This is a genomic window from Stenotrophomonas sp. P5_B8 (genome assembly GCF_054049855.1).
This window is the reverse complement of the sequence record NZ_JBFULO010000012.1, coordinates 1-26,013: the sequence shown is the minus strand read 5'-3', so window position 1 is coordinate 26,013 and position 26,013 is coordinate 1. Positions and strand designations below refer to the sequence as shown.

The following is a 26,013-nucleotide window of genomic DNA, read 5'->3' as shown; positions in this document are numbered from 1 at the left end:
TCGGTGAAGGCCCCCATCGACATCCTCGGCCTGTCCAACGGCGCACGCTCGGGGCTGACCGGCTTCGTCGCCGGGCTGGCGCGCAAGACCGTGGCCCACAACGTCACCCTCAACAACCTGCTGCCGGGCCAGTTCGATACCGATCGCCTGCGCGGCAACTTCGCCTATCTCGCCCAGCAGCAGGGCATCGATGCCGGCCAGCTGGCCGAGCGCAAGCGCACCCCCATTCCGGCCGGCCGTTTCGGCACCGCCGATGAGTTCGGCGCGGCCTGCGCGTTCCTGTGCAGCGCGCACGCCGGCTACATCACCGGGCAGAACCTGCTGATCGACGGCGGCGCCTACCCCGGCACGTTCTGACCTTCGCCATCGTGTTTTCCGCAGTGAGCCTTCCATGACGTCCAGCTTCGATCCCCGCCACGTCCGCCGCGCGTTCTCGCGCGCCGCCCACAGCTACGATGCCGCCGCCGCGTTGCAGCGCGAGGTCGAAAAGCGCCTGCTCGAATCGCTGGACTATCTGGAAGACCGGCAACCGCAGGTGGTGCTGGATATTGGCAGCGGCACCGGCCATGCCAGCGCGGCGATGAAGAAGCGCTGGCCCAAGGCGCAGGTGATCGCCCTCGATCTGGCCGAGCCGATGCTGCGCGAAGCGAAGAAGCAGGCCGGCTGGTGGAGACCGTTCTCGCGTGTCTGCGCCGATGCACAGGCACTGCCGCTGCTGGACCAGAGCGTGGATGTGATCTACAGCAACCTGTGCCTGCAGTGGGTGGACGACCTGCCGGCGGTGTTCGCCGGCTTCCGCCGCGCGCTCAAGCCCGGCGGCCTGCTGCTGTGTTCCACCTTCGGCCCGGACACGCTGGTCGAACTGCGCGAGGCCTTCGCCCAGGCCGACGCGGTGCCGCATGTCAGTCGCTTCGMCCCGATCGCGCAGTTCGGCGATGCGCTGATGATGTCCGGCTTCCGCGATCCGGTGCTGGACCGCGATCTGTTCACCCTCACCTACGACGACCTGACCGCACTGATGCGCGAGCTGCAGGCCATTGGCGCCACCAACGCCCGCCAGGATCGCCGGCACACACTGACTGGACGCGGACGCTTTGCCGCCGCACGCGCGGCCTACGAGCCGCTGCGCCGCGACGACGGCAAGCTGCCCAGCAGCTGGGAAGTGATCTACGCCCATGCCTGGGCACCCGAGGCCGGCGCCCCGATCCGCGAGCGCGGCCAGGACGTGGCCAGCGTGCCGGTGTCGGCCATCCCGATCCGGCGCAGAACGCCCTGAGCCGACCGCGCTGATCGCGTGGAGCCGACCGTTGGTCGGCTGCCGGTGTGGTCGGCTGCCGGTATGGCGGGTCGGCGGTCCAGCCGACCAACGGTCGGCTCTACGACGGGAACATGTCGTGGAGGAAGACGTAGATCTCCTGCACCGGGAACTTCGAGCTGGTATGGAATCGGCGATCCCGATCCGGCGCAGAACGATTGATCGTAGAGCCGACCGTTGGTCGGCTGCCGTGTGGTCGGCCACTCGTATGGTCGGCTACSCGTGTGGCGGGTCGGTGGTCCAGCCGACCAACGGTCGGCTCTACGACGGGAACATGTCGCGGTGGAAGAMGTAGATCTCCTGCACCGGGAACTTCGAGCTGGTGTGGAATCGGCGATCCCGATCCGGCGCAGAACGATTGATCGTAGAGCCGACCGTTGGTCGGCTGCCGTGTGGTCGGCCACKCGTATGGTCGGCTGCCCGTGTGGCGGGTCGGTGGTCCAGCCGACCAACGGTCGGCTCTACGACGGGAACATGTCTGGTGGAAGCGGTCCAGCCGACCAACGGTCGGCTCTACGCCGGGAACATGTCGCGGTGGAAGAAGTAGATCTCCTGCACCAGGAACTTCCAGCTGGTGTGGAAGCTGCGGAAGCGGGTGCTCGGGGTCGAAGAGGAGAGCGCGTCGATGCCCAGCTCACGGGCCAGGCGCAGCGCGCGCGCCATGTGCAGCGGATCGCTGACGATGATCACCCGGTGCAGGTTGCGCTGCTCCATGAGCCGGCGTGCCTCGATCAGGTTCTGCCGGGTGGTACGCGAGGCGGTCTCGATCAGGATCGCCTTGTCCGGCACGCCCTGCTTGAGCGCGTAGCGCCGTGCCACCTGCGATTCGGAAAAGCGCGCCCCGGTGCCGCCGTAGCCACCGGTGAAGATCAGCAGCGGCGCATACCCCTGCTCGTACAGGTCCAGCCCATGGCGAATGCGCTCTTCGAACACCGGTGACGGCTTGGCATCGTAGGCCGCCGCGCCCAGCACGATGATCGCATCGGCCTTGGCGGCCTGGTCGCGCTCGCCCACCCACACGATCCACGCGGTCACCCCGAGCAGCCAGGCGAACAGCACGACGCACAGCCGCCACAGCCAGCCGAGCAGGCCCACCCGCGCGTGCCCGCTCATGCGCGCCCCCAGGGCAGTGCGTCCAGGTCGACATTGCCGCCAGACAGCACCAGCCCGACCCGCTGCCCGGCAAACCGCGCCGGGTCGGACAGGATCGCGGCCAGCACGATCGCCGAGGACGGTTCAACCACCTGCTTGAGCACCTGCCAGAGCAGCCGCATCGCCGCCAGGGTGGCCGCGTCGGGCACCGTGATGACCTCGGCCGCCCCATGCAGCAGGGCGAAGTTGGGCGCGCCGAGGGTGGTGCGCAGGCCATCGCAGACGGTTGCCGGGGTGAAGTCGATGCGGCGTTCGCCGGCGGCCAGCGAGCGCGCGGTGTCGGCCGCGCCCTCCGGTTCGGCCAGCACCAGACGGGTGTTCGGTGCGACCGCCTGCAGCGCCAGGCGCGTGCCGGCGGCCAGACCACCACCGCCGACCGGCACCACCAGCACGTCGAACGGGCCGTGGCTGCGCAGCAGTTCCAGCGCTGCCGTGCCCTGGCCGGCCATTACCCGGGGGTCGGCATAGGGATGCACCAGGCTGGCGCCGGTCCGGGCCTTCACCTCGGCGCACATGGCTTCGCGCGCCTCGATGCTGGCCGCACAACGCCACACCGTAGCGCCCTGCCGGGCGATGTTGGCCAGCTTGGTGGCCACTGCCCCCTCGGGCACCACCACGTTGCAGGCAATGCCCCGGGTACGCGCGGCCAGCGCCAGCGCGGCGCCATGGTTGCCGGAGGAATGGGTGACCACCCCGCGCGCGGCCTGCTCCGGCTCCAGCGACCACACCGCATTGCAGGCGCCGCGGAACTTGAAGGCGCCGCCGCGCTGCAGGTGCTCGGCCTTGAACGCCAGCGACGCGCCCCCCAGCCCGTCGAGCACGTGCGACTGCAGTACCGGGGTCACGCTGGCATACGGGGCAATGCGTGCGGCGGCCGCCAGGAGGTCGTCGACACAGGGCAAGGGTGAATCGCTCATGACGCAAGATTAACGTATGCCCACGGTTCGCATCGCGCCGGTCGCGCGTGCCAACATGGCAATCATTCATCGGATCGGGGCTGAGTTAAGGGCCGATTCAATGCGCCGGGCCGAAGCTGGCTCCATACCCTCGGGGGGACCCCATCATGAAAATGCGCCTGATCTTCGCCGGTGGCCTGCTCTTGGCCCTGTCCGGCTGCGCCACCTACGACTATGTCGGCGGTGGCGGTGGCGGTGGCGGCAGCGGCTACTACCACGGCGCGCCGTCGRTGGAGTATCGCTACCCGTACGGCTATCCGTCCTACGGTTACGGGAGTGGCTACTACGGTGGCGGCTATTACGGCGGCGGGTATGGCGGTGGCTACGGCTACGGCTATCCCAACTACCGTCCGTACCCGAACTATCGCCCGCCGCACAACCACCGGCCGCCGCCGCGCCCGGGCAACGGCGGAAATCCGCCGRTGCGTCCGGATCGCCCGCGTCCGTCGTACAACGGCGGCTCGCCGTGGCGGAACATGGATTCGGTCGGCCGCCCGCAACAGCAGCAGCGTCCCTCGCCGCCGCCGCAGTCGCGCCCGGCCCAGCAGGCCCCGCGCCCAGCCCAGCGGTCGAATGGTTCGCCGTGGCGGAACATGAACAATTTGCACCAGCGCACAGTTGAGCCCTGAGCCGTCTTGATTTTCACCACCCACCCGGTTCAATCTAGTCAGGTGGTGACGGCTTCGGTCGCAAAGTGACAAAAGCGACAGAACGCGTCACATGCAGTTCTATGTCGATATCCGGCGGGAAACTCTGGATCCCCCCTGTTCCGGCCCCGTCGGATGTCGGCACCTACAACGCAGAAGGCCCCGCCATTGGCGGGGCCTTCTGTCTTTGGCGCCCGCCCGTGGCCGGTCCCGGAAAAAAAACAGGGCCGACAGTCCCCCGACTGTCGACCCTTCTGCTTCCCCGGGATGCGCATGGACCGGCCCCTGTTCCAATTCCGGTCCGTAGCGCAAAGCGCCTGCCATCCTGGGTGCTATTGGGTTATCTGCAGAAAACGTGCCAACTTGAGGGTTGATTTCGTGCCCCCCGACGAATGGCGCTAAAATCGCCACCCGCGCCCTGACTCCAGGGCTGATCCTGGGCCGCCCGGCCCCGTCCCGAGCTCCTCCGCCATGACTGACTCCTTCTACCGCTACGACGTCATCGTCATCGGCGGCGGCCACGCCGGCACCGAAGCGGCGCTGGCGGCCGCGCGCAGTGGCGCGCGCACCCTGCTGCTGACCCACAACGTGGAAACCATCGGCGCGATGAGCTGCAACCCGGCCATCGGCGGGATCGGCAAGGGCCACCTGGTCAAGGAGATCGACGCCCTGGGCGGAGCGATGGCCCATGCCGCCGACCGCGCCGGCATCCAGTGGCGCACCCTCAATGCGTCCAAGGGTCCGGCGGTGCGCGCCACCCGCTGCCAGGCCGACCGCAACCTGTACCGCATGGCGATCCGGCAGATCGTGGAAGCCCAGCCCAACCTGATCGTGTTCCAGGCGGCGGTGGACGACCTGCTGATCGACGGCGACACCGTGCGCGGCGCGGTCACCCAGACCGGGCTGACCTTCCATGCCGCCGCCGTGGTACTCACCGCCGGCACCTTCCTGGCCGGCAAGATCCACGTCGGCCAGACCCAGTACGCCGCCGGGCGCATGGGCGACCCGCCGGCCACCACGCTGGCCGCACGCCTGCGCGAGCGCCCGTTCGTGATCGACCGCCTCAAGACCGGCACCCCGCCGCGCATCGATGGCCGCTCGCTCGATTACAGCGTGATGGACGAGCAGCCCGGCGATGACCCGCGCCCGGTGATGTCCTACCTGGGCGATGTGTCCGAGCATCCGGCCCAGGTCAGCTGCTGGATCACCCACACCAGCGAGCGCACCCACGAGATCATCCGTGCCGCGCTGCACCGTTCGCCGCTGTACAGCGGCCAGATCGAAGGCATCGGCCCGCGTTACTGCCCGTCCATCGAAGACAAGGTGGTGCGCTTTGCCGAGAAGGCCAGCCACCAGATCTTCGTCGAGCCCGAAGGCCTGGACGTGGTGGAGATCTATCCCAACGGCATCTCCACCTCGCTGCCGTTCGATGTGCAGCTGGCACTGGTGCGCAGCATCGGCGGCTTCGAGAACGCGCACATCACCCGTCCCGGCTATGCGATCGAATACGACTTCTTCGACCCGCGCGGCCTGGACAACACCCTGCAGACCAAGAGCGTGTCCGGGCTGTTCTTCGCCGGCCAGATCAACGGCACCACCGGCTATGAAGAAGCCGCCGCGCAGGGGCTGCTGGCCGGCCTCAACGCCGCGCGCCACGTGCGCGGGGACGCCGGCTGGTGCCCGCGTCGCGACGAGGCCTACCTGGGCGTGCTGGTCGATGACCTCATCACCCACGGCACCACCGAGCCGTACCGCATGTTCACCAGCCGCGCCGAATACCGGCTGCAGCTGCGCGAAGACAATGCCGACGTGCGCCTGACCGGGTTGGGCCGCGAGTTGGGCCTGGTCGACGAGCGCCGCTGGGCGGCCTTCCAGACCAAGCAGGAAGCGGTCGCCCGCGAATCGGCACGCCTGCGCGCGTTGTGGGCCACGCCGGGCAATGCGCTCGGCCGCGAAGTGGAAGCCACCCTGGGCGTAGCGGTCAGCCGCGAAACCAACGTGCTGGATCTGATMAAGCGCCCGGAGCTGGACTACGCCCAGCTCATGCAGGTGCCGTCACTGGGCCCGGCCGTGGCCGACCCGAAGGTGGCCGAGCAGGTCGAGATCGGGGTGAAGTACGCCGGCTACCTGGATCGCCAGCGCGACGAAATCGAGCGCCAGCAGCGCCATGAGAACACCGCCATCGCCAGCGATTTCGACTACGCCGGCGTGCGCGGGTTGTCGGCCGAAGTGCAGCAGAAACTCGAGCGCGTGCGCCCGCAGACCGTCGGCCAGGCCCAGCGCATCCCCGGCATGACCCCGGCAGCGATTTCGCTGCTGCTGGTGCACCTGGAACGCGCGCGCCGCGCCCGCGTCGCGTAAAAGCGTAAAGCCGACCAACGGTCGGCTCTACGCGCTTGGCAGCGCGGGCGTGGCGCCGCGCAGGCCCGCGTTATCATCATGGCATCGGGACGGTGGCGCAGGCGGCCGTCCGCCCCTGCCTTGCCGGAGTTACCGCATGTCCCCCATCCGCCCCTTCCTCGACACGCTGCCGGTCATCGGCGAGCGCTGCTACATCGATCCGGCCTGCACCATCATCGGTGACGTGGTGCTGGGCGATGACGTGTCGGTGTGGCCGGGGACGGTGATCCGCGGCGACGTCAACCATGTGCGGATCGGTGCGCGCAGCAACATCCAGGACGGCACCATCATCCATGTCAGCCACCACAGCCCTTACAACCTGGAAGGCTTCCCCACGTTGATCGGCGAGGGGGTCACGGTTGGCCACGGCACGATCATCCATGCCTGCACCATCGGCGATTACAGCCTGATCGGGATGGGCGCCTGCATCCTCGACGGTGCGCGGGTGGAGCGGCATGGCTTCGTCGGCGCCGGCGCGGTGGTCGGTCCGGGCAAGGTGGTCGGCGAGGGCGAACTGTGGGTGGGCAACCCGGCACGCCTGGTGCGCACCCTCACCGACAAGCAGATCGAATCGCTGCACTACTCGGCCGACCACTACGTGCGGCTCAAGGACAAGTACCTGGGATGATCGCGGCCGCCCCGGTCGCATCCGCCCCTGCGGCCGCGCCGATGCTGGGCATCGGCACGCCTGCACGGTAAAGTCCACAGCCGACCAGGAAGCAGTCGAGAACCGCATGCCCACCCAGGCAGCAGACCGGAGAGGATTCCGGGTCCATCTTTCCCACCGTGCGCGCTCATGAGCGCGACGATGCTGGATACCTACCGTGAAGTGATCACGCCCGAAGGCGTGCCGCTGCACCTGCCCGCCGCCGGCCCGGTGCCGCGTGCGTTGGCCTGGGCGATCGATTTCGCGGTCCGTTTCGGCGCGCTGCTGCTGCTCAGCATTCCACTGGCCTTCCTCGGCGATTTCGGCAAGGGCCTGTACCTGGCGCTGATGTTCCTGCTGATGTGGGCCTACACCATCGTGCAGGAAGCGGTGTGGGGCCGCACGCTGGGCAAGCGTGCGCTCGGTCTGCGCGTAGTGGCACGCGACGGTGCGCCGATCGGCTGGATGGCCGCGATCACCCGCAACCTGCTGCGCACCGTGGACATGCTGCCGTTCGGCTATGCGGTGGGATTGCTGTCGAGCCTGTTCGACGCGCATGGCCGCCGCCTCGGCGACCTGGTCGCCGGCACCGTGGTGGTGCACGACCGCGCCCGCCCGGTGCTGGGCAGCGTGGCCATCGACACCGTGCTGGCCCCGCCCCAACCGCTGCAGCCGGCCGAACAGGCCGCGGTGGTCGCCTTCGCCGAGCGCGCATCGCGCTTGTCCTCGCCGCGCCAGCAGGAACTGGCGGCGATCGTCGCACCGCTCAGTGGCGGTGGCGGGCAGGTCGGGGTGCTGCGTCTGTACGCCATGGCCAATTGGCTGCTGGGGCGCCGATGAGGCAGGAACAGTTCGTCACCCGCTACCAGGGTGAGTGGCAGGCGCTGGAACGCTGGATGGCGCTGCGGGGCGACAACGCACGCGGCGCGCGCGGCCAGGTGGCCGATGATGCACTCAACGACGAAGACATTCCGCAGCGATATCGACGCCTGTGCCAGCAGCTGGCATTGGCGCGCAAGCGCGGTTACAGCCCGCAGCTGGTGGCGCGCCTGCAGGGGCTGATGCAGCAGGGCCACGGCCTGCTCTACCGCACTCCACCACCGCGCTGGCGGCGTGCGCTGGAATTCCTGTTCGCCGATTTCCCGCAGCTGGTGCGCAGCCAGGCGCGCAGCATGTGGGTGGCCACCGCGCTGTTCGTGCTGCCGCTGGTGGGCACGTTCGCGCTGGTGCAGTGGTATCCGGCATTCATCCATCTGCTGATGGGCAACGCCGAGATCGCGGCGATGGAGCGCATGTACGATCCGGCCTCCGCGCACCTTGGGCGCGACAGCGGCACCGACTGGATGATGTTCGGCCACTACATCATGAACAACATCAGCATCGGTCTGCGCACCTTCGCCAGCGGCCTGCTGGCCGGGGTCGGCACGGTGCTGGTGCTGGTGTTCAATGGGCTCACCATCGGCGCGGTGGCCGGCCMCCTGCAGCACATCGGCCACGGCGATCCGTTCTGGCGCTTCGTGGTCGGGCACGGCGCGTTCGAGCTGACTGCGATCGTCATCGCCGGCGGTGCGGGCCTGCAGCTGGGCATGAAACTGCTTGCGCCCGGCCGGCGGCGGCGCATCGATGCGCTGGTCGAAGGCGGGGTGATCGGCGCGCGGCTGTGCCTGGGCGTGGCCGCGATGCTGCTGGTGGCCGCCTTCATCGAAGCGTTCTGGTCCTCGATCGCCGCGGTGCCTGCCTGGGGCAAGTACGCCGTCGCCGCGGTGCTGTGGAGCGCGGTGTTTGCCTGGTTGTGGCGCGGTGGACGCGGGAGCGCGCATGCGCATTGACCAGCTCAACGTGGTGCTGCGTGCACGCAGCGGCTGGGAAGCGGTGGAACTGGGCACCGCGCTGGTGCGCCGGCATGCGCGGGCGATCTGGCTGCCGTGRCTGCTGCTGGGCCTGCCGCTGTTTGCGCTGGTCAACGCACTGGCATGGTGGACCGATACGTTCGGCTGGGCGTGGCTGCTGATGTGGTGGCTCACGCCGGTGTTCGACCGGCTGGCGCTGTATGTGATCTCGCGCGGTATCTTCGGCGATGCGCCGAGCGCCTTGCAGACGCTGCGCGCGCAACGCGCGTGGGGCTGGAGCGGCTTCTGGGGCTACCTGGGCTGGCGCCGCTTCAGTCCACTGCGTTCACTGCTGATGCCGGTCAACCTGCTGGAAGGCAACGCGGTTGAACATCGCGGCGCACGCCGTCGCGCCGTGGCCGGTGCGGCGGTCGGCCATGCGATCCTGCTGACGGTGACGTGCATGGCCTTCGAGGTCGCGCTGGTGGTGGGCGGGATCGCGGCGGTGTTCATGTTCGTCCCGTTCGAGCTGCTGTCCGATTCCTGGCGTGCGGCGTGGGCGATGGTCAGCGAGGACACACCGGCCTGGGCCAGGTTCGGCTTCAACCTGCTGTCCTGGCTGGCCATCAGTCTGATCGGGCCGTTCTACGTGGGCGCCGGCTTCGGCCTGTACCTCAACCGGCGCACCGAGATGGAAGCCTGGGACGTGGAGATCGCCTTCCGCCGCCTGCGCGACCGCCTGCAGCAGGCCGCACCGCTGCTGATGCTGGCCCTGGTGCTGGTCTGGCCGACCGGCGGGGTGCAGGCCCAGCAGCGCGACACCCCCGCGTCTGCGACCGCGCAGGGCGGCGAGGAGGAGGACGCAGAGGCAGAGGCAGAAGCAGAAGAAGACGTCGACGACACCCCGCTCACCTACGCCAACGACCCCGGCAATACACCGGCGGCGATCTTCGGCAACGGCGACGTCGACACGGCCGGCTTCCGCCAGGCCGTGCAACGTGCCTATGAAGATCCGCTGCAGAGCCCGACCCGCCAGGTGACCCATTGGGAGCGTACCCAACAGGATCCGGCGAAGAAGGAAAAGAAAAAGGACGACGACAGCGCCGCCAAGCGCGACACGGCTCGCAAGGGACCGCTGCTGCCGGCGCAGATCGCCGAGTGGTTGCTGTGGGGCATGGTCGGTGTGCTGCTCCTGATCCTGGTCGCCACCGCGCCGCGTTGGCTGCGCTGGCTGCGCGGCACCGGCAAGGCCTCGCGCGACACGGTATCGACGGTCGTCGAAGATGACATCACCGTGCCCGATGAAGTCCCTCCGGATGCCGCCGCGCGTGCGCGTGCGCTATGGCAGCAGGGACGTCCGCGCCAAGCGCTGGCGCTGCTGTACCGGGCCAGCGTGGAATCGATGAGCGAACGCGCGCAGACCGCGCTGCCGCCCGGTGCCACCGAGGCGCAGTGCCTGCGCGTGTCGCGGCGCATGCCCGAGGCGGCCGACCGCGCCCTGTTCGAGCGCATCGTGCGGGTCTGGCAGTACGCCGCCTACGCCGGCCGCCTGCCCGATGACGAGGCGTTCGCCACGCTCGCCAGTACGTTGCAGCAGCAGTTCCGGTGGCGCGCATGAGTACGCGCCTGCGCTGGCTGCTGGTGATGCTGGGCGTGCTCGTGCTTGGCGTGCCGCTTACCATCCTGTTCCTGCGTACCCACCACCGGGTGACCGAAACCGAGCAGCTGCCGCCGCAGGGTGAAGCCCGCTACAACCCACTGTATGTGCTGGGCCAGGCGCTGCGCGCCGACGGCATCGAGGTCCATTCGCACCCGCGCGTGGACCTGAAAACCCTGTCGCTCAAGCCGCACGACACCCTGGTGCTGCTGCAGGACACGACCACCCTGCCGCCGCCCACCGCGCGCGCGCTGCTGACGTGGGTGGCGCAGGGCGGCCATCTGATCGTGCGCACACCGCCCAGCACGCCGGCCGATATCGACGGCAACGGGCCATTGCTGGACGCCCTGGGCGTGGACGCCATCGACTACGGCAGCGGCTGCCAGCCCTTCCATGTGCGCGATGACGAACACCATGTGGAATTCTGCCATGGGCGACGCTTCGGCGTGACGCCGCCGGCAGGCATGCGCCTGGAACGCGGCTGGGGCGAAGACGATGCAGACAGTGACGCGTATGGGTGGGTGTTCGCGCGCCTGCGCCACGGCCAGGGCAGCGTGGACGTGCTGGCCGACCTGGACTTCATGAAGGGCATGGGCCGCCCAGCCATGCTCGACAAGCCCGATGCAAAGCAGGGTGAGTACGTCGACGGCCTGCACGACAAGGCGCACCGCGACCTGACCCGCTACCTGCTGGCGCCTCGCTACGGCGAAGGCCGCGTGTGGCTGGTGTACGGCGCGCGACCGCCGTCGCTGTGGAACCGTCTCTTCTACCAGGGCTGGCCGGTATGGGTGCCGCTGCTGCTGGCCCTGCTTGGCTGGCTGTGGCAGCGCGCGCAGCGCATGGGCAGCCTGTTGCCGTCGCCGGCGATCGAGCGCCGCTCGCTGCTGGAACACGTGCGCGCCAGCGGCGAACACCTGCTGCGTTACGGCAAGGCCCCGCTGTTGTACGACGCGGTGCGGCGTTCGTTCCTTGGCCGCCTGCGTCGGCGCGCACCCACCGCCGCCGCGTTGAACGGCGAGGCGCAGGTGCACGCCATCGCCACCCTGCTGCACTGGCCGCATGCCCGCGTCCAGACTGCGTTGAACGCTCCGGCCTCGCAGGACCTGCCCGGTCTGCGCGAGCGCATCCGCCTGCTGATCCAGATGAGAAACCTGCTATGACCGAGCCGACCCCACCGCTGCTGCCACCGCTGTCTCCTGCCGAACCCGCGCCGGCCCCGGCCGGCCTGTCCGGTCCCAGCGTGGTCGAACGCGTCGATGCCGTGCGCGAAGCGGTCGGACGTGCCTTCATCGGCCAGCCCGAGGTGCTGGACCAGATCCTGATCGCGCTGCTGGCCGGTGGCCACGTGCTGATCGAAGGCGTGCCCGGGCTGGGCAAGACCCTGCTGGTGCGTGCCCTGGCCCAGGCGCTGGAGCTGGACTACGGCCGCGTGCAGTTCACCCCCGACCTGATGCCCAGCGATGTCAGCGGGCATGCGGTATACGACCCCAAGTCGGAGAGCTTCAAGATCCGTCGCGGCCCGGTGTTCACCAACCTGCTGCTGGCCGACGAGATCAACCGTGCACCGGCCAAGACCCAGTCGGCGCTGCTGGAAGTGATGCAGGAAGGCCAGGTCACCATCGAAGGCAAGGCGTTCGCGCTGACTCCGCCGTTCCTGGCGCTGGCCACCCAGAACCCGGTCGAACAGGAAGGCACCTACCCGCTGCCCGAAGCGCAGCTGGACCGCTTCCTGCTCAAGGTGCTGATCGACTATCCGTCGGTGGAAGACGAGAAGCGCATGGTCGATGCGATCACCACCGGGCGCAGTGCGGCCGACTTCGATCTGTCCCAGGTGCCGCGCGTGCTGACCGCCGCCGAGGTGGTGGCACTGCAGCAGGCCACCGCGGCGATCACCGTCGACCCGGAAGTAATCGACTACGCGGTGCGGATCGTCGCCGCCACGCGCCACTGGCCGGGCATCGCGCTCGGCGCCGGTCCGCGTGGCAGCATCGCGCTGGTGCGTGCCGCGCGCGCACAGGCGGTACTGGCCGGGCGCGACTTCGTCACCCCCGACGATGTCCGCGACATCGCCAAGCCGGCCTTGCGTCATCGCATCGCACTGGCCCCGGAACTGCAGATCGAAGGACAGAGCGCCGACGACGCACTGGACGCGCTGCTGGCCAAGGTGGAAGCGCCGCGCAAATGAGCCCTGGGCGTAACGCTGATCGCGCGTGGGGCGGCCGATGAGGCCAGCCCCGCTGCTGCTCGCCCTGGTGCTGGCATGGAGCCTGCTTGGCCTGCCGGTGGCCTTCGGGCTGTGGCCACGCTGGAGCTGGGGTGCCATGGGCGCGGCGATCGCGCTGGTGGCGCTCGTCGACCTGCTGCGGCTGCGTCGACAGCCCTCGCCCAGCCTGCAGCGCGAACTGCCCGAGGCCCTGGCCCTGAACGTGGCGCGGCCGGTGACCCTGCGGCTGGAGTCCAGCCTGCGCCAGCGCGTGGACGTGTTCGACCTGGTGCCCGGGCAGTGGACGCTGCAGGGCCTGCCGCGCGCGTTGACGCTCAAGCCGCTGGTCGCCAGCAGTTTTCAGTACAGCCTCACCCCGACCGCGCGCGGGCGCTTCGTGTTCGAGGGCGTGCACCTGCGCGTGCATGCACCGTGGCGGCTGTGGCGGCAGCGCCGCACGTTGCCACCGGCACTGACGGTGCGGGTGTATCCCAACTTCGCACCGCTCACCCGCTTTGCCCTGTTCAGTGCCGAACAGGCCTCGCGGCTGGTCGGCGCGCACCTGAAGCGGCGGCGTGGCGAAGGCACCGATTTCCACCAGATGCGCGAGTACCGCATCGGCGACAGCCTGCGCCAGATCGACTGGAAGGCGACCTCGCGCGCGCGCAAGCTGATCTCGCGCGAATACCAGGACGAAAAGAACCAGCAGTTGATGCTGATGATCGACACCGGTCGCCGGATGATGGCCAGTGAAGGCGGGCTGTCGCACTTCGACCATGTGCTCAATGCGGCGCTGGTGGTGGCCTACCTGGCGCTGCGCCAGGGGGATGGCGTGGGCCTGTTCGCCAGCGGCGGCGATACGCGCTGGGTGGCACCGCAGCGCGGCATGGGCGCCATCGACCGGTTGCTGCGCGCCAGCTACGACCTGCAGGCCACCCCGGTGGCCACCGACTACCTCGCTGCGGCCACCGAGCTGTCGCTGCGRCAGCGGCGCCGCTCGCTGGTGATGCTGGTCACCAACGTGCGCGATGAAGACATTGAAGACCTGCTCGCCGCGGTGCGCCTGCTGCAGCGCCAGCACCTGGTGTGCGTGGCCAGCCTGCGCGAGCGCGAGCTGGATGAGGCGCTCACCCAGGACGTGGAGACGCTGCAGGACGCCACCCAGGCCGGCGCCATCGCGCGCTACCTGCAGCAACGCAGCGACGCGCACGAGGCGCTGCGCAGCCATGGGGTGATGGTGCTGGACGTCACCGCCGATGCGCTGCCGGGCGCGCTGGTGGAGCGGTATCTGGCGGTGAAGCGTGACGGGTTGTTGTAGGCCACGCCCGTGGTCGTGGACCGCCTGGATGGGTCAGACGTAAATGCGCATCGGTGCTTCGTCGATGATCGCGTGCGGCACGAAGCGGGCGCTGTCGCGGGTGATGCGGCTGCTGTCTTCGCGGATGCCCATGCCACAGGCCTGGTCGCCCACCACCCAGCTGCCGACCAGCGGGTAGCCGCCGTCGAAACGGGTGAGCGGATGCGCGGCCTGACGGATCGCCGGACCGGTGTAGGGACCTTCGCTTTCCTGCCAGCTGCCGTCGGCCAGGTGCATGGCAACATTGGCGCCTTCGCGCGAGAACAGCGGCTTGCGCACCCAGCCACGCGGCAGCTCGCTGCCATCGTCGAACTCGGCGGCGAGCAGGTTCGGGTGGCCGCGGTGACGCTGCCACAGCAGCGGCAGCACGCCCTTGTTGCTCAGGATCGCCTTCCACGCCGGTTCCAGCAGCTGCACGCCCGAGGCCGGCAAGGCCTGACCGAACGTCTCGGTCATCAGGTCTTCCAGCGGGTACAGCTTGAACAGGCTGCCGATCACCGTGTCGTCCAACGCAGTGAAGCGGCCGTCTTCGGACAGACCGATATCTTCGATGGCAATCGCCTCGCCGCGCAGCCCGGCCTGGGCGGCGCAGTCGCGCAGGTAGGCGACCGTGCCCTGGTCTTCCTCCGAGCTGCCCACCGCACTGAAATACAGCGGTGGTGGCAACTGCGCGGAGAGCTGCGCAAAACGCTCGACCAGCGCTTCATGGATCGCGTTGAACTGGTCGGCGTGGGGCGGCAAGCGGTTCTGGTTGCGTTGGTCTTCCAGCCATTGCCACTGGAAGAAGGAGGCTTCGAACAGCGAGGTCGGGGTGTCGTAATTGAGCTCGTAGAGCTTGGCCGGGCCGTTGCCGTCGTAGGCGAAATCCAGCCGGCCATACAGATGCGGTTCGCGGCGCCGCCAGCTGTCGGCGATCCAGTCGCGGAACTGCGGCGGGATCGCCAGCTGGTCCATCAACTGCTCGCTGCCGACCACTTCGTCCACCAGCCCCATCGCCATTGCATGCAGCTCGGCGCTGGGGTCTTCGATGTCCTGCTCGATCTGGCGCAGGGTGAAGGCGTAATACGCGCTCTCGTCCCAGTACGGCAGGCCGTCGATGGTGTGGAAGCGGAAGCCGGACTCTTCCGCCCGAGCGCGCCATTGGCTGCGCTCGGCGATACGCACGCGCTGCATCGGTCAGCCGCCGACGCTGCTGCGGCCGCTGCTGGTGCTGCCGAAGCCACCGCGGCTGGCCGTGACGGCACGGTTGGGGGTGGCGTTGACCGGGGCCAGGCCAGCCTTGCCCGCGCCGATGCCACTGGCGGTGTTCAAGCCGCCRCTGCCACCCGGGGCCGGGCGCGCCCAGCCGTTGGCCTTGTCCTGATAGGCCGGGCTGGCGGCCGGCGCCTGCGCCAGGCCGGCGCCACGGTTGCCGAGCATCTGCGACATGAAAAAGCCCATCATCATCGGACCGATGAACGAATGGCCGGTGGAGGTCTTCTGTTCCACGCACTGCTCGGCGCTGTAATCGGCCTGGCAGGCTTCGCGCGAGGCGTACTTGGGGGCGGCATCGGCCGACTGCTTCTGCGCGTTGGCAAAGGCGGTGCGGCAGCTGGACGGATCGCCGGTGGCCTCGGTACAGGCCTGCACCGAGGTGTACAACCCTTCCTGCACCTTGACGGCGTCGTCCTTCTGGCAGGCGGTGAACAGCAGCGGCGCGGCGCTCATCAACAGCAGCGCGGTGGTCCTGGAACGTTTCATGGCGTCATGCCCCCCAATGCGGTTATCCCCTCAATCATGCCTCATCGTCGCGAACAACCAAAACCGGCAAAGCGCGGAAGATGAACGACGTTTCAGCATTCGCCTGGACCGTCTTGGGCGCCGTCGCTGCGGCAGCGGCGAAGGTGGTTGCAAACGCAACCGGAATTTTTCGGCAGAATCGAGGCGAAACGCGCCCCCACGGCCCGCCCGATCCTGCCAGCCACCATGCCTGAATACCGCTCCCGTACGTCCACCGCCGGCCGCAACATGGCCGGCGCCCGCGCCCTGTGGCGCGCCACCGGCATGACCGATGGCGATTTCCACAAGCCGATCATCGCCATCGCCAACTCGTTCACCCAGTTCGTGCCCGGCCACGTGCACCTCAAGGACCTGGGCCAGCTGGTGGCCCGCGAGATCGAGCAGGTCGGCGGCGTCGCAAAAGAGTTCAACACCATCGCGGTGGATGACGGCATCGCCATGGGCCATGACGGCATGCTGTATTCGCTGCCCAGCCGCGAGATCATCGCCGACTCGGTGGAGTACATGGTCAACGCGCACTGCGCCGATGCGCTGGTGTGCATCTCCAACTGCGACAAGATCACCCCGGGCATGTTGATGGCCGCGTTGCGCCTGAACATCCCGGTGGTGTTCGTCTCCGGCGGGCCGATGGAAGCGGGCAAGACGCGGCTGTCCGAGCACAAGCTGGACCTGGTGGATGCGATGGTGATCGCCGCCGATGAAAGCGCCAGCGATGAGAAGGTGGCCGAATACGAGCGCAGCGCCTGCCCCACCTGCGGCTCCTGCTCGGGCATGTTCACCGCCAACTCGATGAACTGCCTGACCGAAGCGCTCGGCCTGTCGCTGCCCGGCAACGGCTCGACCCTGGCCACCCATGCCGACCGCGAGCAGCTGTTCCGCCGCGCCGGGCGCCTGGTCGTGGAGCTGTGCCATCGCTGGTACGGCGGTGAAGACACCAACGCCCTGCCGCGCACCATCGCCAGCATGGCCGCGTTCGAGAACGCGATGACCCTGGACATCGCCATGGGCGGTTCGACCAACACCATCCTGCACCTGCTGGCTGCCGCGCAGGAAGCCGAGGTGGATTTCGACCTGCAGGCCATCGACGCGCTGTCGCGACGCGTGCCGCAGTTGTGCAAGGTCGCGCCGAACACCCCGAAGTACCACATGGAAGACGTGCACCGCGCCGGTGGCGTGTACGGCATCCTCGGTGAACTGGCGCGTGGCGGCCTGCTGCATACCGACGTGCCGACCGTGCACAGCCGCACGCTGGCCGAGGCGATTGCGCGCTGGGATGTCGCGGTGAGCGAGGATGAAAAAGTGCGCGACTTCTTCCGTGCCGGCCCGGCCGGCATCCCCACCCAGATCGCTTTCAGCCAGGCCACACGCTGGCCGACGCTGGACGTGGATCGTGAAGAAGGCTGCATCCGCGCGGTTGCCCATGCCTACTCGGCCGAAGGCGGGCTGGCGGTGCTGCGCGGCAACCTGGCGCCGGATGGCTGCGTGGTGAAAACGGCCGGCGTGGATGAATCCATCCATGTGTTCGAGGGCAATGCGCGCGTGTTCGAGAGCCAGGACGCGGCCGTGGCCGGCATCCTCGCCGACACCGTGGTGGCCGGCGACGTGGTGGTGATCCGCTACGAAGGCCCGCGCGGTGGCCCGGGCATGCAGGAAATGCTGTACCCCACCAGCTACCTGAAATCCAAGGGCCTGGGCAAGCAATGCGCGCTGCTCACCGACGGCCGTTTTTCCGGCGGCACCTCGGGCCTGTCGATCGGCCATGCGTCCCCGGAAGCCGCGTCCGGCGGTGTGATCGGTCTGGTCCGCGAAGGCGACCGTATCCGCATCGATATCCCGGCGCGGCGCATCGATCTGCTGGTCGATGACGCCACGCTGGCCGCGCGCCGCGCCGAGCAGGATGCACTGGGCTGGAAGCCGCGCGAGGCACGCCCGCGCAAGGTCACCGGTGCGTTGAAGGCCTACGCGCTGCTGGCCACCAGTGCCGACAAGGGCGCGGTACGCGACCTGTCCAAGCTGGAAGGCTGACGCGGTAGCGCCACGCCACGCGTGGCTGGATGCCCGGCCAACCCCATCCATCTGCGAAATGCAGCCACGCATGGCGTGGCTCTACCGGGCGTGCGTGGCGCTGCTATGCCGCGTCAGCCGATCACCCGCTTGAACGGCGGTAGTGAATCGATGATGCGCTTGCCGTAACGGCGGGTGAGCAGGCGCGAGTCGAGGATGATCACCCGGCCGGTGTCGGTCGACGTACGGATCAGACGGCCGGAGAACTGGGTCAGCGTGCGCAGCGCGTGCGGGATCGCGATCAGGTTGAACGCATTCAACCCACGGCTTTCGAACCACTCGCTCAAGGTGGAGGTCTGCGGATCGGTCGGCACCGCGAAGGGCACCTGGGTGATCACCACCGTGGTGCAGGCCTCGCGCGGCAGGTCCAGGCCTTCGCCAAACGAGTTCAGCCCGAACAACACCGAGCCCTCCCCGGCCGCGGTGCGCCGCAGGTGCTCGTCGATCATCTTCTGCTTGGCGCTCTCACCCTGCACGAGCACCCGTTTGCGCTGCGCGGCCGGCATCAGCTCGGCCACTTTTTCCATCTTCCAGCGCGAGGTGAACAGCACGATGCTGCCCTTGCCCCAGTCCAGCTCCCGCACCAGGTACTTGGCCACTTCCTTGGGGTGCCCTTCCTTGTCGTCCGGGGTGACCGGGAACGCCGGCACGATCAACTGGGCCTGGTTGGGCAGGTCGAACGGCGAGGACAGCGAGACCAGCTCGGCATCTTCGGGAATGCCGTTGTCAATGGCCAGCGACTGGAAATCGCCGCCGCCGGTGAGCGTGGCCGAGGTCATCACCACCGAATCCACTTCGTCCCACAGCAGCTTGCGCAGCACGTGCGCGGCCGAGATCGGCGAGCCGTGGAGGATGAAATCCCCCTCGCGCGACATCGTCACCCAGCGCGCCATCGGCGGCTGGCCGTCCTTGTCTTCACGGCGCCAGGCGGTCCACAGGTTGTGCTGCTGCTCGATCATTTCCAGCGCCATGCCGAGGTTGCGCTGCAGGCGCTCGCGCGCGGCGTCCTCGGGCTTGCCCTTGGCCACCTGCGCCAGCGCGGCATGGGCCCAGTTGAACAGGCTGCGGGTGTCGTCGGCGATGGCCTCGATATCGGCCATCCAGATCTCCGGCAGGCGCCCGTTCGGGGCGCGCCACATCGGCTCCTGCGCGGACGGGTCCGGGCGCCAGCTGCGGTCGATCACATCGCGGAACGCCTTGAGCTGCTTGCTGACCTTGGCAGCGGCCTCGATGGCTTCGTTGGGCAGCAGGTTGCCCAGCTTGTCCTTGTCCACGGCACGGTAGGACGCGGCGATCAGCACCTGCAGGCGACCGGTGCGCTTGGCCATCTCATCCAGGGCCAGGCTGGMCGCGCCCTGGTCGATGGCCACGCTGCCGATGTGATGGCCTTCGTCGAGCACCAGCAGCATGTCCGAGGGAGCGGCGATCAGCGGCTGGCCGTTGTCGCTCTCACCGATGGACAGCGCCGACAGCAGCAGCGCGTGGTTGGTGACCACGATCYGCGCATCGCGCACGGTGTTGCGCGATCGCAGCACCGCGCACTGCGCCGAGTAGGCGCACTTGCGCCCCGCGCACCCGGAGGCCGGCGTAGTGATGCGCGAGCGCAGCGTGTTGCTGATGGTCTCCGGGGCGTTGTCGAGGTCGCCGTTCCAGCGGCCTTCGAGAAATTCCTTGCTCAGCTTCTGCGCCAGGTCCATTTCGATCGGGGCCAGCGGCCGGTCGAACAGCGGCTGCTCATCCTCGAACATGCCTTCCTGCGCCCCCTCGCCATGCGCTTCGGCGGCGTTGCGCGTGCACAGGTAGCGGGTGCGCCCCTTGGCCAGCGCCACGGTCGCCTCGATGCCGGTGGCCTTGAGGAAGTTGGGGATGTCGCGCTCGACCAGCTGCGACTGCAGCGCCACGGTACCGGTGCTGATCACCAGCTTCTTCTTGGTGRCCAGGGCGATGGGGACGCCAGCGGTCAGGTAGCCCAGCGACTTGCCGACGCCGGTGGGCGCCTCGACCACGCCCACGCCGCCGCTGTGCGACAGCGCACGCGAGACCACGCCGATCATCTGGCTCTGCGAACGCCGGGTACTGAAGCCGGGGGTATTGGCCTGCAGCTTGGCGTAGGCATCGCGGATGGCGGCCTTCATCTCATCGTTAAGCGCACGCGGGGCTTCAACTTTTTCGGTCACGCCGGGAGCTACCTGCCTGGATCACGGCAGGTATTTTCTCACGAGCGGAGGGCAGTGACCGGCGCGGATTTCCGCGCCGGTTCAGATCCGGGATGCAGGTCCGATGTTCAGCCGGCGGGGGTCTGGTTTCGCGTGCGCAGCGCGCGGGTCATCGCCCATACCAGCAACACGATGGCCAGCGCGTCGAACAGGCCCAGCACGAAGTGCGCCCCGCCCAGCCACAGCGACAGGTTGYGCACCGAATCGTAGTTGCCCTGCTGCACCAGCCACATCGGCACCACGTTGAGCACCAGCCCGGCCACGGCGATCACCGCCAGCAGCGCCAGCGCCCACAGCGCCACGCTGCGTACCGCCGTGCGGGGGGTGTCGACCACCCAGACCACCGACACCGCCAGGGCGATCAGGATCGGCAGGCGCGTGGCGACCATGCCCAGCACGGACATCATCATCTCAAGGTTCATGCGCTCAGTCCTCGCCGGCCAGCGCATTCTCGCCGCGCAGTTCGGCATACACCGCATCGGTCTGCGGACGCACCGCATGCCACTGCAGGAAGCTCTCGGCGGCCTGTTCGACCAGCATGCCCAGCCCGTCCACCACGTTGCGGCAGCCGGCCGAACGCGCCCACGCAATGAAGGCGATGGCGGCCTCGCCGTAGTTGAGGTCCACCGCCGTGGTCATGCTGTTGACCAGCCCCAGCGGCAGCTTGAACTCGGCGTCGCGGTCGCGCCCGGCCGAGGTGGCGTTGATGATCAGTTCGAAGTCGCCCAGCTCGCGGATGTCTTCCCAGTAACGGGTGATCGCCCGGCCCGGCTCGCCCATGGCGTCGATCAGCGCATCGGCGCGTTCGGGCGTGCGGTTGACCACCACCAGTTCCAGGATCCCGGCATCCAGCAGCGCCGGGGCGACGCTGCGGGCCGACCCGCCAGCACCGATCAGCAGGGTGCGGCGGCCACGCAGGTCCAGCCCATGGCGGTCGGTGAGGTCGCGCACCAGGCCGATGCCATCGGTGGTGTCGCCGTGCCAGCGGTCGCCCTTGCGCAGCAGCGTGTTGACCGCACCGGCCCGGCGCGCACGCGAGGTCAGGGTGGAGCACAGCGCGAAGGCGGCTTCTTTGTGCGGCGCGGTGACGTTGGCGCCTACCCCGCCTTCGGCGGCGAACGCCTCCAGTGCGGCAGCGAAATCCTCCGGGCTGGCCTCGATGGCACGGTAGTCCAGCGCGATGCCTTCCTGGTGGCCGAACGCGGCGTGGATCCGCGGCGACTGCGAGTGCGCGATGGGCTGGCCGAATACGGCGTAATGGTCGGCGGTCATGGGTGTGTGTCTGCTCCGGGCCTAGAATGGAACGCAAACCCCCAACGGACGCGGCTATGCGCACTCCATTGTCACTGCTCGCGCTGTGCGCCAGTTTACTCTCCGCGCCGCAGGCGATGGCACTTTCCGAATTCGGCATCGAGGGCATGGGCGTGGTCTCGACCAAGGCCAACGAGGCCCAGGCCACGATCTCGCCGGACGGCCAGCGGATCGTCTGGGCCAGCGACCGCCCCGGCGGCGCCGGTGGCTGGGACCTGTGGCAGGCGGTGTTGCGCGACGGCCGCTGGCAGGACCCGACGCCGCTGGCGCTCAACACCGGCCGCGATGAGCTCGACCCGTTCTTCAGCCATGACGGCGCCTGGCTGTACTTCGCCTCCAACCGTGACGGCGGGCGCGGCGGTTTCGACCTGTATGCCGTGATGATCCACGCCGATGGCGGTTTCGGACCGATCATGTCGATGCCGCTGATGGTCAACACCGCCGACGACGAGCGCCGTCCGGCCGTACGTCCGGACGGACAGGCGTTGCTGTTCGCCCGCAATGGCACGCACACCCAGGGTGGCTTCGACCTGTACGTGGCGACCGCGCAGGGCCGGGGCTTCAATACGGCCCAGCCGCTGCCGGCGCCGCTCAACAGCGCGGCCGACGAGCTGGGCGGCGACTGGCTGGGCAACGACGGCGCGCTGGCGATCACCCGGGCCACCGCCAGCGGATCGCAGGTGTGGCTGGTGGGCTGTGACTACCGCCAGCCGGCCACGCCGCTGACGCTGTCGTTCAACACGGCCAACGGCCAGACCGGGTCGCCGGTGGTGGACGCCTCCAAGCCGTCGGAAATGACGGTGGCTGGCGCGGCACGCGCACCGCGTGCCGGCGGGCTGGATCTTTATCGGATGAAGACGCCGGCGGCGCCGGGGACGGCCTGCCGCTGAGGGTTCATCGGCGCCGGGGAGGCAGCCACGCATGGCGTGGCTCTACCCCCGGGTCGCGGTTGCCCTGCGGAAACGTGGCCTGGCCCGCCTGCATCAGCCGCAGGAACCCGGTAGAGCCACGCCATGCGTGGCTGCTTTTCCCGGCCGCACCGAACGCGCGGGTGCGCTCAGCGCGATGCCAACAACGCCGCGCGCTGTTGTTCGTACTGCGCTTCGCTGATCTCGCCGTTGTCCTTGCGCTGGTTCAATTCGGCCAACTGCGCCTGCAGTGCCGGTGCCAACTGGCTCTCACGGGCCACGCGGGCGGCGGCCGAGGGCTGCTCCGGCGGCCGCTTGGCGGCACGCAGCACCCCACGGATGATCAGGCCGATCACCACGGCGAAGACGGTGACCCCGGTGCCCCAGGTGAGCCACTGCACCCATCCCATCGTCTGCATCATTGTCGTCCTGTATGCGTGTGGGCGCGTATTGTCAGCGCTGCCGCAGCCAACGCGCCACCTGCGGCGCGAAATAGGTCAGTACGCCATCGGCGCCAGCGCGCTTGAAGCCCATCAGCGACTCCAGCACGCAGGCGCGTTCGTCCAGCCAGCCATTGGCGAAGGCGGCCTTCATCATCGCGTACTCGCCGCTCACCTGGTAGGCGAAGGTCGGCACGCCGAACTGCTGCTTCACCCGGCGAACCAGGTCCAGGTAGGGCATACCCGGCTTGACCATCACCATGTCCGCGCCTTCTTCCAGGTCCAGCGCGATCTCGCGCATGGCCTCATCGCCGTTGGCCGGGTCCATCTGGTAGGTTTTCTTGTCGGCCTTGCCGAGGCTGGCCGAGCTGCCCACGGCATCGCGGAACGGGCCGTAGAACGCCGAAGCGTACTTGGCCGAGTAGGCCATGATGCGCACGTTGACGTGGCCGGCGGCATCCAGCGCGCGGCGGATCGCCCCGATGCGCCCGTCCATCATGTCCGACGGCGAAATGATGTCCACGCCGGCCTCGGCATGCGACAGCGACTGCTTCACCAACGCCTCGACGGTGATGTCGTTGAGCACGTAGCCCTTGTCGTCGATGATGCCGTCCTGGCCGTGGGTGGTGTAGGGGTCCAGCGCCACGTCGGTCATCACGCCCAGCTCGGGGAAGCGCGACTTCAGCGCACGGATCGCCCGCTGCGCCAGGCCGTTGTCGTCCCATGCCGCGGCCGCATCGAGCGACTTGCCGGCCGGGTCGATCACCGGGAACAGGTCGATCACCGGAATGCCCAGTTCCAGCGCTTCCTCGGCCACCTTGAGCAGTTCGTCGATGGACAGCCGCTCCACGCCGGGCATCGAGGCCACCGGCGCGCGGCCGGCCAGATCGTGCACGAACACCGGGTAGATCAGGTCGTCGGTGGTGAGCGTGTTTTCGCGCATCAGGCGGCGCGAGAACTCGTCGTGACGCATGCGGCGGGGGCGGTAGTCGGGATGGGCCATGGGGTTGCTCCGTAACGGAATGCGGTAGGACGCGGCAGGTTTACTGCAGCAGGTAACGATGCGGTTGCAGCGGCGCAGGCAGGGGCGCCACGCCGAGGCTGTCGAGCAGGTCGATTTCGATGGTGCGCACCAGCGCATCCAGCGGCAGGTCGTTGGGCTCCAGCCCGAACGGCTCTTCCATCTCTTCGCCCAGCTGGTCCAGGCCGAAGAAGGCGTAGGCCAACACCGCCGACACCACCGGGGTAGCCCAGCCCAGCGAGCTGGCCAGGCCGAACGGCAACAGCACGCAGAACATCCACGCGCAGCGGTGCAGCAGCAGGGTGTAGGCGAACGGCAACGGCGTGGAGAGGATGCGCTCGCAGCCGGCCTGGATGCTGGACATCGCATGCAGGCGCGTCTCGAACTGGCTGTAGAGAATGGGATCGAGGCGGCCGCCGCGCAGCGGCTCGGCCAGGTCGGCGGCGATCATCGCCAGCAACTGGTCCGGCACGTTGAGGCGTTCGCCCAGGCGCGCGTGGTCTGCATCGCTCACCCAGGGCAGCGCGGCCAGCCCGGCATCGCGACCGCGCAGCTTGGCTGCCAGCGCATGGGCGAAACCGATCCCGAGCCGACAGATGCGCGCGCGGCGCGGCGAATCATCTGACAGCAGCGCCGTGCACAGCCGCGCCAGGCTGCGCGATTCGTAGACCAGCTGGCCCCACAGCTTGCGGCCTTCCCACCAGCGTTCGAAGCAGGCGTTGTTGCGGAAGCTCAGGAAGATCGACAGCACCAGGCCCAGCAGGGTGAACGGGGCCACCGAGACGCGCTCGATGCCCGACGGGTGCCAGACCTCGGCGAAGGCGGCCACGGCGATCGACAGCAGCAGGATCGCCAGCACCTTGGGGGCCACCGCCGGAACGATGGAGCCGCGCAGGATGTACAGCAGTTGCCAGCCGTGGGGACGAGGACGAATGATCATCGAGAGCGGGAGTGGCGCCCGGGCGGGCGTGGGCCGGCGGCAGGCCCGCAGCGGCAGCGGTAAATTGTACGCCGATGCGCGGCGCTGCCCGGTCGCTGCGACCGATGGTCGCAGCCGGTCGTGTCACCGGCGATCGGGCTCAGACGATGCCGCCGCCCAGGCCCAGGCGCACGATCCCCACCACCACCACGATGCCGTTGAGCACCAGCCCGGCCCAGGCCCGGCCGCGCTTGGTGGGGTGGGTGAACAGGATGCCCAGCGCGGCGATGACCGCGCCGACTGCCGCGAACGGGATCAGGAACCAGTTGCCCCAGCCCAGCAGCGGGATCAGGGCCAGGATCATCCACAGCAGTGCCAGGATGCCCCACAACAGACTGATCAACCCCATGCCAGGCTCCTTCGGTGATATTGGCGTCACCATAGCCTAAAACCGGGGCGTAGCTGACGCGTTCATCGGCGCCTGCGGCCGGTCGCGTGGACCGCGGCACGCCGCTCACCTCGACAGTGCTAGCGTGAAGATCACGACGTTGGCACCGATTCAGTGGCCGCCACCGATGATCGCGCCACGGGCCGATGGTCCCTACCGAACAGGGGTGATGCATGAACATCCGATCGATTGCCGTACTTGGCATGCTGCTGGCCCTGGCCGGCTGCGCCAGTACGTCCAAGGTGATGCTGGGCCAGGCGCGCGCGCCGGTGGATCCGGCCAGCGTCCAGATCTATTCGACCCCGCCGGCCGGCTCGGTCGAGATCGCGCAGCTGGAATCGGCCAGCGCGGTGGGATTCGGCACGCAGGGCCAGACCGACGCGGCGGTGATGCGGCTCAAGCGCGAAGCGGCCGCACTCGGCGCCAATGGTGTGATCCTGATGGGCGTAGGGTCCAGCGGCTCGCCGGTGGGCATGTCGGTGGGTGCCGGCAGCTTCGGCTCGCACGTGGGCGGCGGTGTAGGCATCGGCATCCCGACCACCCAGAAGCGGGCGGCCGGCGTGGCGATCTGGGTACCCAACCCGGCGCCACCGGCACGCCTGCCGACGCAGACGATTACGCCGCAGCGATAACGGCAAAACCCGCCGCGGGATCCATTAGGGTAGTGCCGGCCGCTGGCCGGCAACCCCGCAATAGCCCCACAGGATTTGCGAGGTTGCCCGCCACCGGCCCGCACAACCCAAAT

The 26,013-nt window shown here is 68.8% G+C and carries 25 protein-coding genes; 14 read left to right on the top strand and 11 right to left on the bottom strand.

Annotated elements, in window-relative coordinates; translation table 11 throughout:
• Together ACXJKH_RS01435 and bioC are read left to right on the top strand one after the other, a co-directional pair.
• Window positions 1-357: SDR family oxidoreductase (locus ACXJKH_RS01435; RefSeq protein WP_457318018.1), on the top strand; the 357-nt coding region annotated here is incomplete at its 5' end.
• Between the two features lie 34 nt (window positions 358-391).
• Complete coding sequence (gene bioC / locus ACXJKH_RS01430; protein ID WP_457318017.1) at window positions 392-1,276, top strand: malonyl-ACP O-methyltransferase BioC; 885 nt, start codon at window positions 392-394, stop codon at window positions 1,274-1,276.
• Between the two features lie 552 nt (window positions 1,277-1,828).
• On the opposite strand, the gene ACXJKH_RS01425 is transcribed toward bioC, so the two are convergent.
• Entirely contained in the window at window positions 1,829-2,428 is a 600-nt protein-coding gene (locus ACXJKH_RS01425) for a YdcF family protein (protein ID WP_457318016.1), read from the bottom strand.
• The gene (locus tag ACXJKH_RS01420; protein WP_457318015.1) at window positions 2,425-3,384 is read right to left on the bottom strand and encodes a pyridoxal-phosphate dependent enzyme; all 960 of its coding nucleotides are present in this window, start codon (window positions 3,382-3,384) and stop codon (window positions 2,425-2,427) included. The genes ACXJKH_RS01425 and ACXJKH_RS01420 overlap by 4 nt, the downstream gene beginning before the upstream one ends.
• 146 nt (window positions 3,385-3,530) lie before the next feature.
• On the opposite strand from ACXJKH_RS01420, the gene ACXJKH_RS01415 reads away from it, so the two are divergent.
• The 9 genes from ACXJKH_RS01415 to ACXJKH_RS01375 all read left to right on the top strand — a co-directional run bounded on the left by ACXJKH_RS01415 (window position 3,531) and on the right by ACXJKH_RS01375 (window position 14,123).
• On the top strand, window positions 3,531-4,052 hold the full coding sequence (locus tag ACXJKH_RS01415; protein WP_457318014.1) for a hypothetical protein: 522 nt from the start codon (window positions 3,531-3,533) through the stop codon (window positions 4,050-4,052).
• A 489-nt stretch (window positions 4,053-4,541) separates the two neighbouring features.
• The gene (gene mnmG, locus ACXJKH_RS01410; RefSeq protein ID WP_457318013.1) at window positions 4,542-6,431 is read left to right on the top strand and encodes a tRNA uridine-5-carboxymethylaminomethyl(34) synthesis enzyme MnmG; all 1,890 of its coding nucleotides are present in this window, start codon (window positions 4,542-4,544) and stop codon (window positions 6,429-6,431) included.
• A gap of 136 nt (window positions 6,432-6,567) precedes the next feature.
• Window positions 6,568-7,098 carry a gamma carbonic anhydrase family protein gene (locus tag ACXJKH_RS01405; protein ID WP_256774810.1) on the top strand — a complete coding sequence of 177 codons (531 nt, stop codon included), beginning with the start codon at window positions 6,568-6,570 and terminating at the stop codon, window positions 7,096-7,098.
• Window positions 7,099-7,266: 168 nt separating this feature from the next.
• The gene (locus ACXJKH_RS01400; protein ID WP_256774811.1) at window positions 7,267-7,956 is read left to right on the top strand and encodes an RDD family protein; all 690 of its coding nucleotides are present in this window, start codon (window positions 7,267-7,269) and stop codon (window positions 7,954-7,956) included.
• Window positions 7,953-8,945 carry a stage II sporulation protein M gene (locus tag ACXJKH_RS01395; protein WP_457318012.1) on the top strand — a complete coding sequence of 331 codons (993 nt, stop codon included), beginning with the start codon at window positions 7,953-7,955 and terminating at the stop codon, window positions 8,943-8,945. The genes ACXJKH_RS01400 and ACXJKH_RS01395 overlap by 4 nt, the downstream gene beginning before the upstream one ends.
• Window positions 8,935-10,563, top strand: a complete 1,629-nt coding sequence (locus tag ACXJKH_RS01390) for a DUF4129 domain-containing protein (protein ID WP_457318011.1) — start codon at window positions 8,935-8,937, stop codon at window positions 10,561-10,563. The genes ACXJKH_RS01395 and ACXJKH_RS01390 overlap by 11 nt, the downstream gene beginning before the upstream one ends.
• Entirely contained in the window at window positions 10,560-11,762 is a 1,203-nt protein-coding gene (locus ACXJKH_RS01385; RefSeq protein ID WP_457318010.1) for a DUF4350 domain-containing protein, read from the top strand. The genes ACXJKH_RS01390 and ACXJKH_RS01385 overlap by 4 nt, the downstream gene beginning before the upstream one ends.
• The gene (locus ACXJKH_RS01380; RefSeq protein ID WP_457318009.1) at window positions 11,759-12,787 is read left to right on the top strand and encodes an AAA family ATPase; all 1,029 of its coding nucleotides are present in this window, start codon (window positions 11,759-11,761) and stop codon (window positions 12,785-12,787) included. Before ACXJKH_RS01385 ends, ACXJKH_RS01380 begins: the two co-directional genes overlap by 4 nt.
• Window positions 12,788-12,824: 37 nt before the next feature.
• Window positions 12,825-14,123 (top strand): DUF58 domain-containing protein, encoded by a 1,299-nt coding sequence (locus tag ACXJKH_RS01375; RefSeq protein ID WP_457318008.1) that lies wholly within the window; start codon window positions 12,825-12,827, stop codon window positions 14,121-14,123.
• A 33-nt stretch (window positions 14,124-14,156) separates the two neighbouring features.
• Here ACXJKH_RS01375 and ACXJKH_RS01370 read toward each other — a convergent pair whose 3' ends face one another.
• Window positions 14,157-15,335: a glutathionylspermidine synthase family protein gene (locus ACXJKH_RS01370; protein WP_457318007.1), complete on the bottom strand. Its 1,179-nt coding sequence runs from the start codon at window positions 15,333-15,335 to the stop codon at window positions 14,157-14,159.
• Window positions 15,336-15,338: 3 nt separating this feature from the next.
• Window positions 15,339-15,902 (bottom strand): DUF1190 domain-containing protein, encoded by a 564-nt coding sequence (locus ACXJKH_RS01365; protein ID WP_256774818.1) that lies wholly within the window; start codon window positions 15,900-15,902, stop codon window positions 15,339-15,341.
• 225 nt (window positions 15,903-16,127) lie between these two features.
• Between ACXJKH_RS01365 and ilvD the strand changes: the two genes are divergently transcribed.
• Window positions 16,128-17,966 carry a dihydroxy-acid dehydratase gene (gene ilvD / locus ACXJKH_RS01360; protein ID WP_457318006.1) on the top strand — a complete coding sequence of 613 codons (1,839 nt, stop codon included), beginning with the start codon at window positions 16,128-16,130 and terminating at the stop codon, window positions 17,964-17,966.
• 113 nt (window positions 17,967-18,079) lie between these two features.
• Here ilvD and dinG read toward each other — a convergent pair whose 3' ends face one another.
• The 3 genes from dinG to aroE form a co-directional block, all read right to left on the bottom strand.
• Complete coding sequence (gene dinG, locus ACXJKH_RS01355; RefSeq protein ID WP_457318005.1) at window positions 18,080-20,182, bottom strand: ATP-dependent DNA helicase DinG; 2,103 nt, start codon at window positions 20,180-20,182, stop codon at window positions 18,080-18,082.
• 107 nt (window positions 20,183-20,289) lie between these two features.
• Window positions 20,290-20,643 (bottom strand): hypothetical protein, encoded by a 354-nt coding sequence (locus tag ACXJKH_RS01350; protein ID WP_457318004.1) that lies wholly within the window; start codon window positions 20,641-20,643, stop codon window positions 20,290-20,292.
• A 4-nt stretch (window positions 20,644-20,647) separates the two neighbouring features.
• A complete protein-coding gene (gene aroE, locus ACXJKH_RS01345) occupies window positions 20,648-21,493 on the bottom strand; it encodes a shikimate dehydrogenase (RefSeq protein WP_457318003.1) in 846 nt (281 codons plus the stop codon).
• A gap of 56 nt (window positions 21,494-21,549) precedes the next feature.
• Between aroE and ACXJKH_RS01340 the strand changes: the two genes are divergently transcribed.
• The gene (locus ACXJKH_RS01340) at window positions 21,550-22,422 is read left to right on the top strand and encodes a TolB family protein (protein ID WP_457318002.1); all 873 of its coding nucleotides are present in this window, start codon (window positions 21,550-21,552) and stop codon (window positions 22,420-22,422) included.
• A 167-nt stretch (window positions 22,423-22,589) separates the two neighbouring features.
• On the opposite strand, the gene ACXJKH_RS01335 is transcribed toward ACXJKH_RS01340, so the two are convergent.
• The 4 genes from ACXJKH_RS01335 to ACXJKH_RS01320 all read right to left on the bottom strand — a co-directional run bounded on the left by ACXJKH_RS01335 (window position 22,590) and on the right by ACXJKH_RS01320 (window position 25,229).
• Window positions 22,590-22,862, bottom strand: a complete 273-nt coding sequence (locus tag ACXJKH_RS01335) for an SHOCT domain-containing protein (protein WP_256774823.1) — start codon at window positions 22,860-22,862, stop codon at window positions 22,590-22,592.
• A 31-nt stretch (window positions 22,863-22,893) separates the two neighbouring features.
• Complete coding sequence (gene hemB / locus ACXJKH_RS01330; RefSeq protein ID WP_457318001.1) at window positions 22,894-23,883, bottom strand: porphobilinogen synthase; 990 nt, start codon at window positions 23,881-23,883, stop codon at window positions 22,894-22,896.
• Between the two features lie 40 nt (window positions 23,884-23,923).
• A complete protein-coding gene (locus ACXJKH_RS01325) occupies window positions 23,924-24,841 on the bottom strand; it encodes a bestrophin family protein (protein WP_457318000.1) in 918 nt (305 codons plus the stop codon).
• 139 nt (window positions 24,842-24,980) lie between these two features.
• On the bottom strand, window positions 24,981-25,229 hold the full coding sequence (locus ACXJKH_RS01320) for a hypothetical protein (protein WP_256774826.1): 249 nt from the start codon (window positions 25,227-25,229) through the stop codon (window positions 24,981-24,983).
• A gap of 212 nt (window positions 25,230-25,441) precedes the next feature.
• Here ACXJKH_RS01320 and ACXJKH_RS01315 point away from each other — a divergent pair, with 212 nt between their 5' ends.
• A complete protein-coding gene (locus ACXJKH_RS01315; protein WP_457317999.1) occupies window positions 25,442-25,900 on the top strand; it encodes a hypothetical protein in 459 nt (152 codons plus the stop codon).
• Window positions 25,901-26,013: the final 113 nt, after the last annotated feature.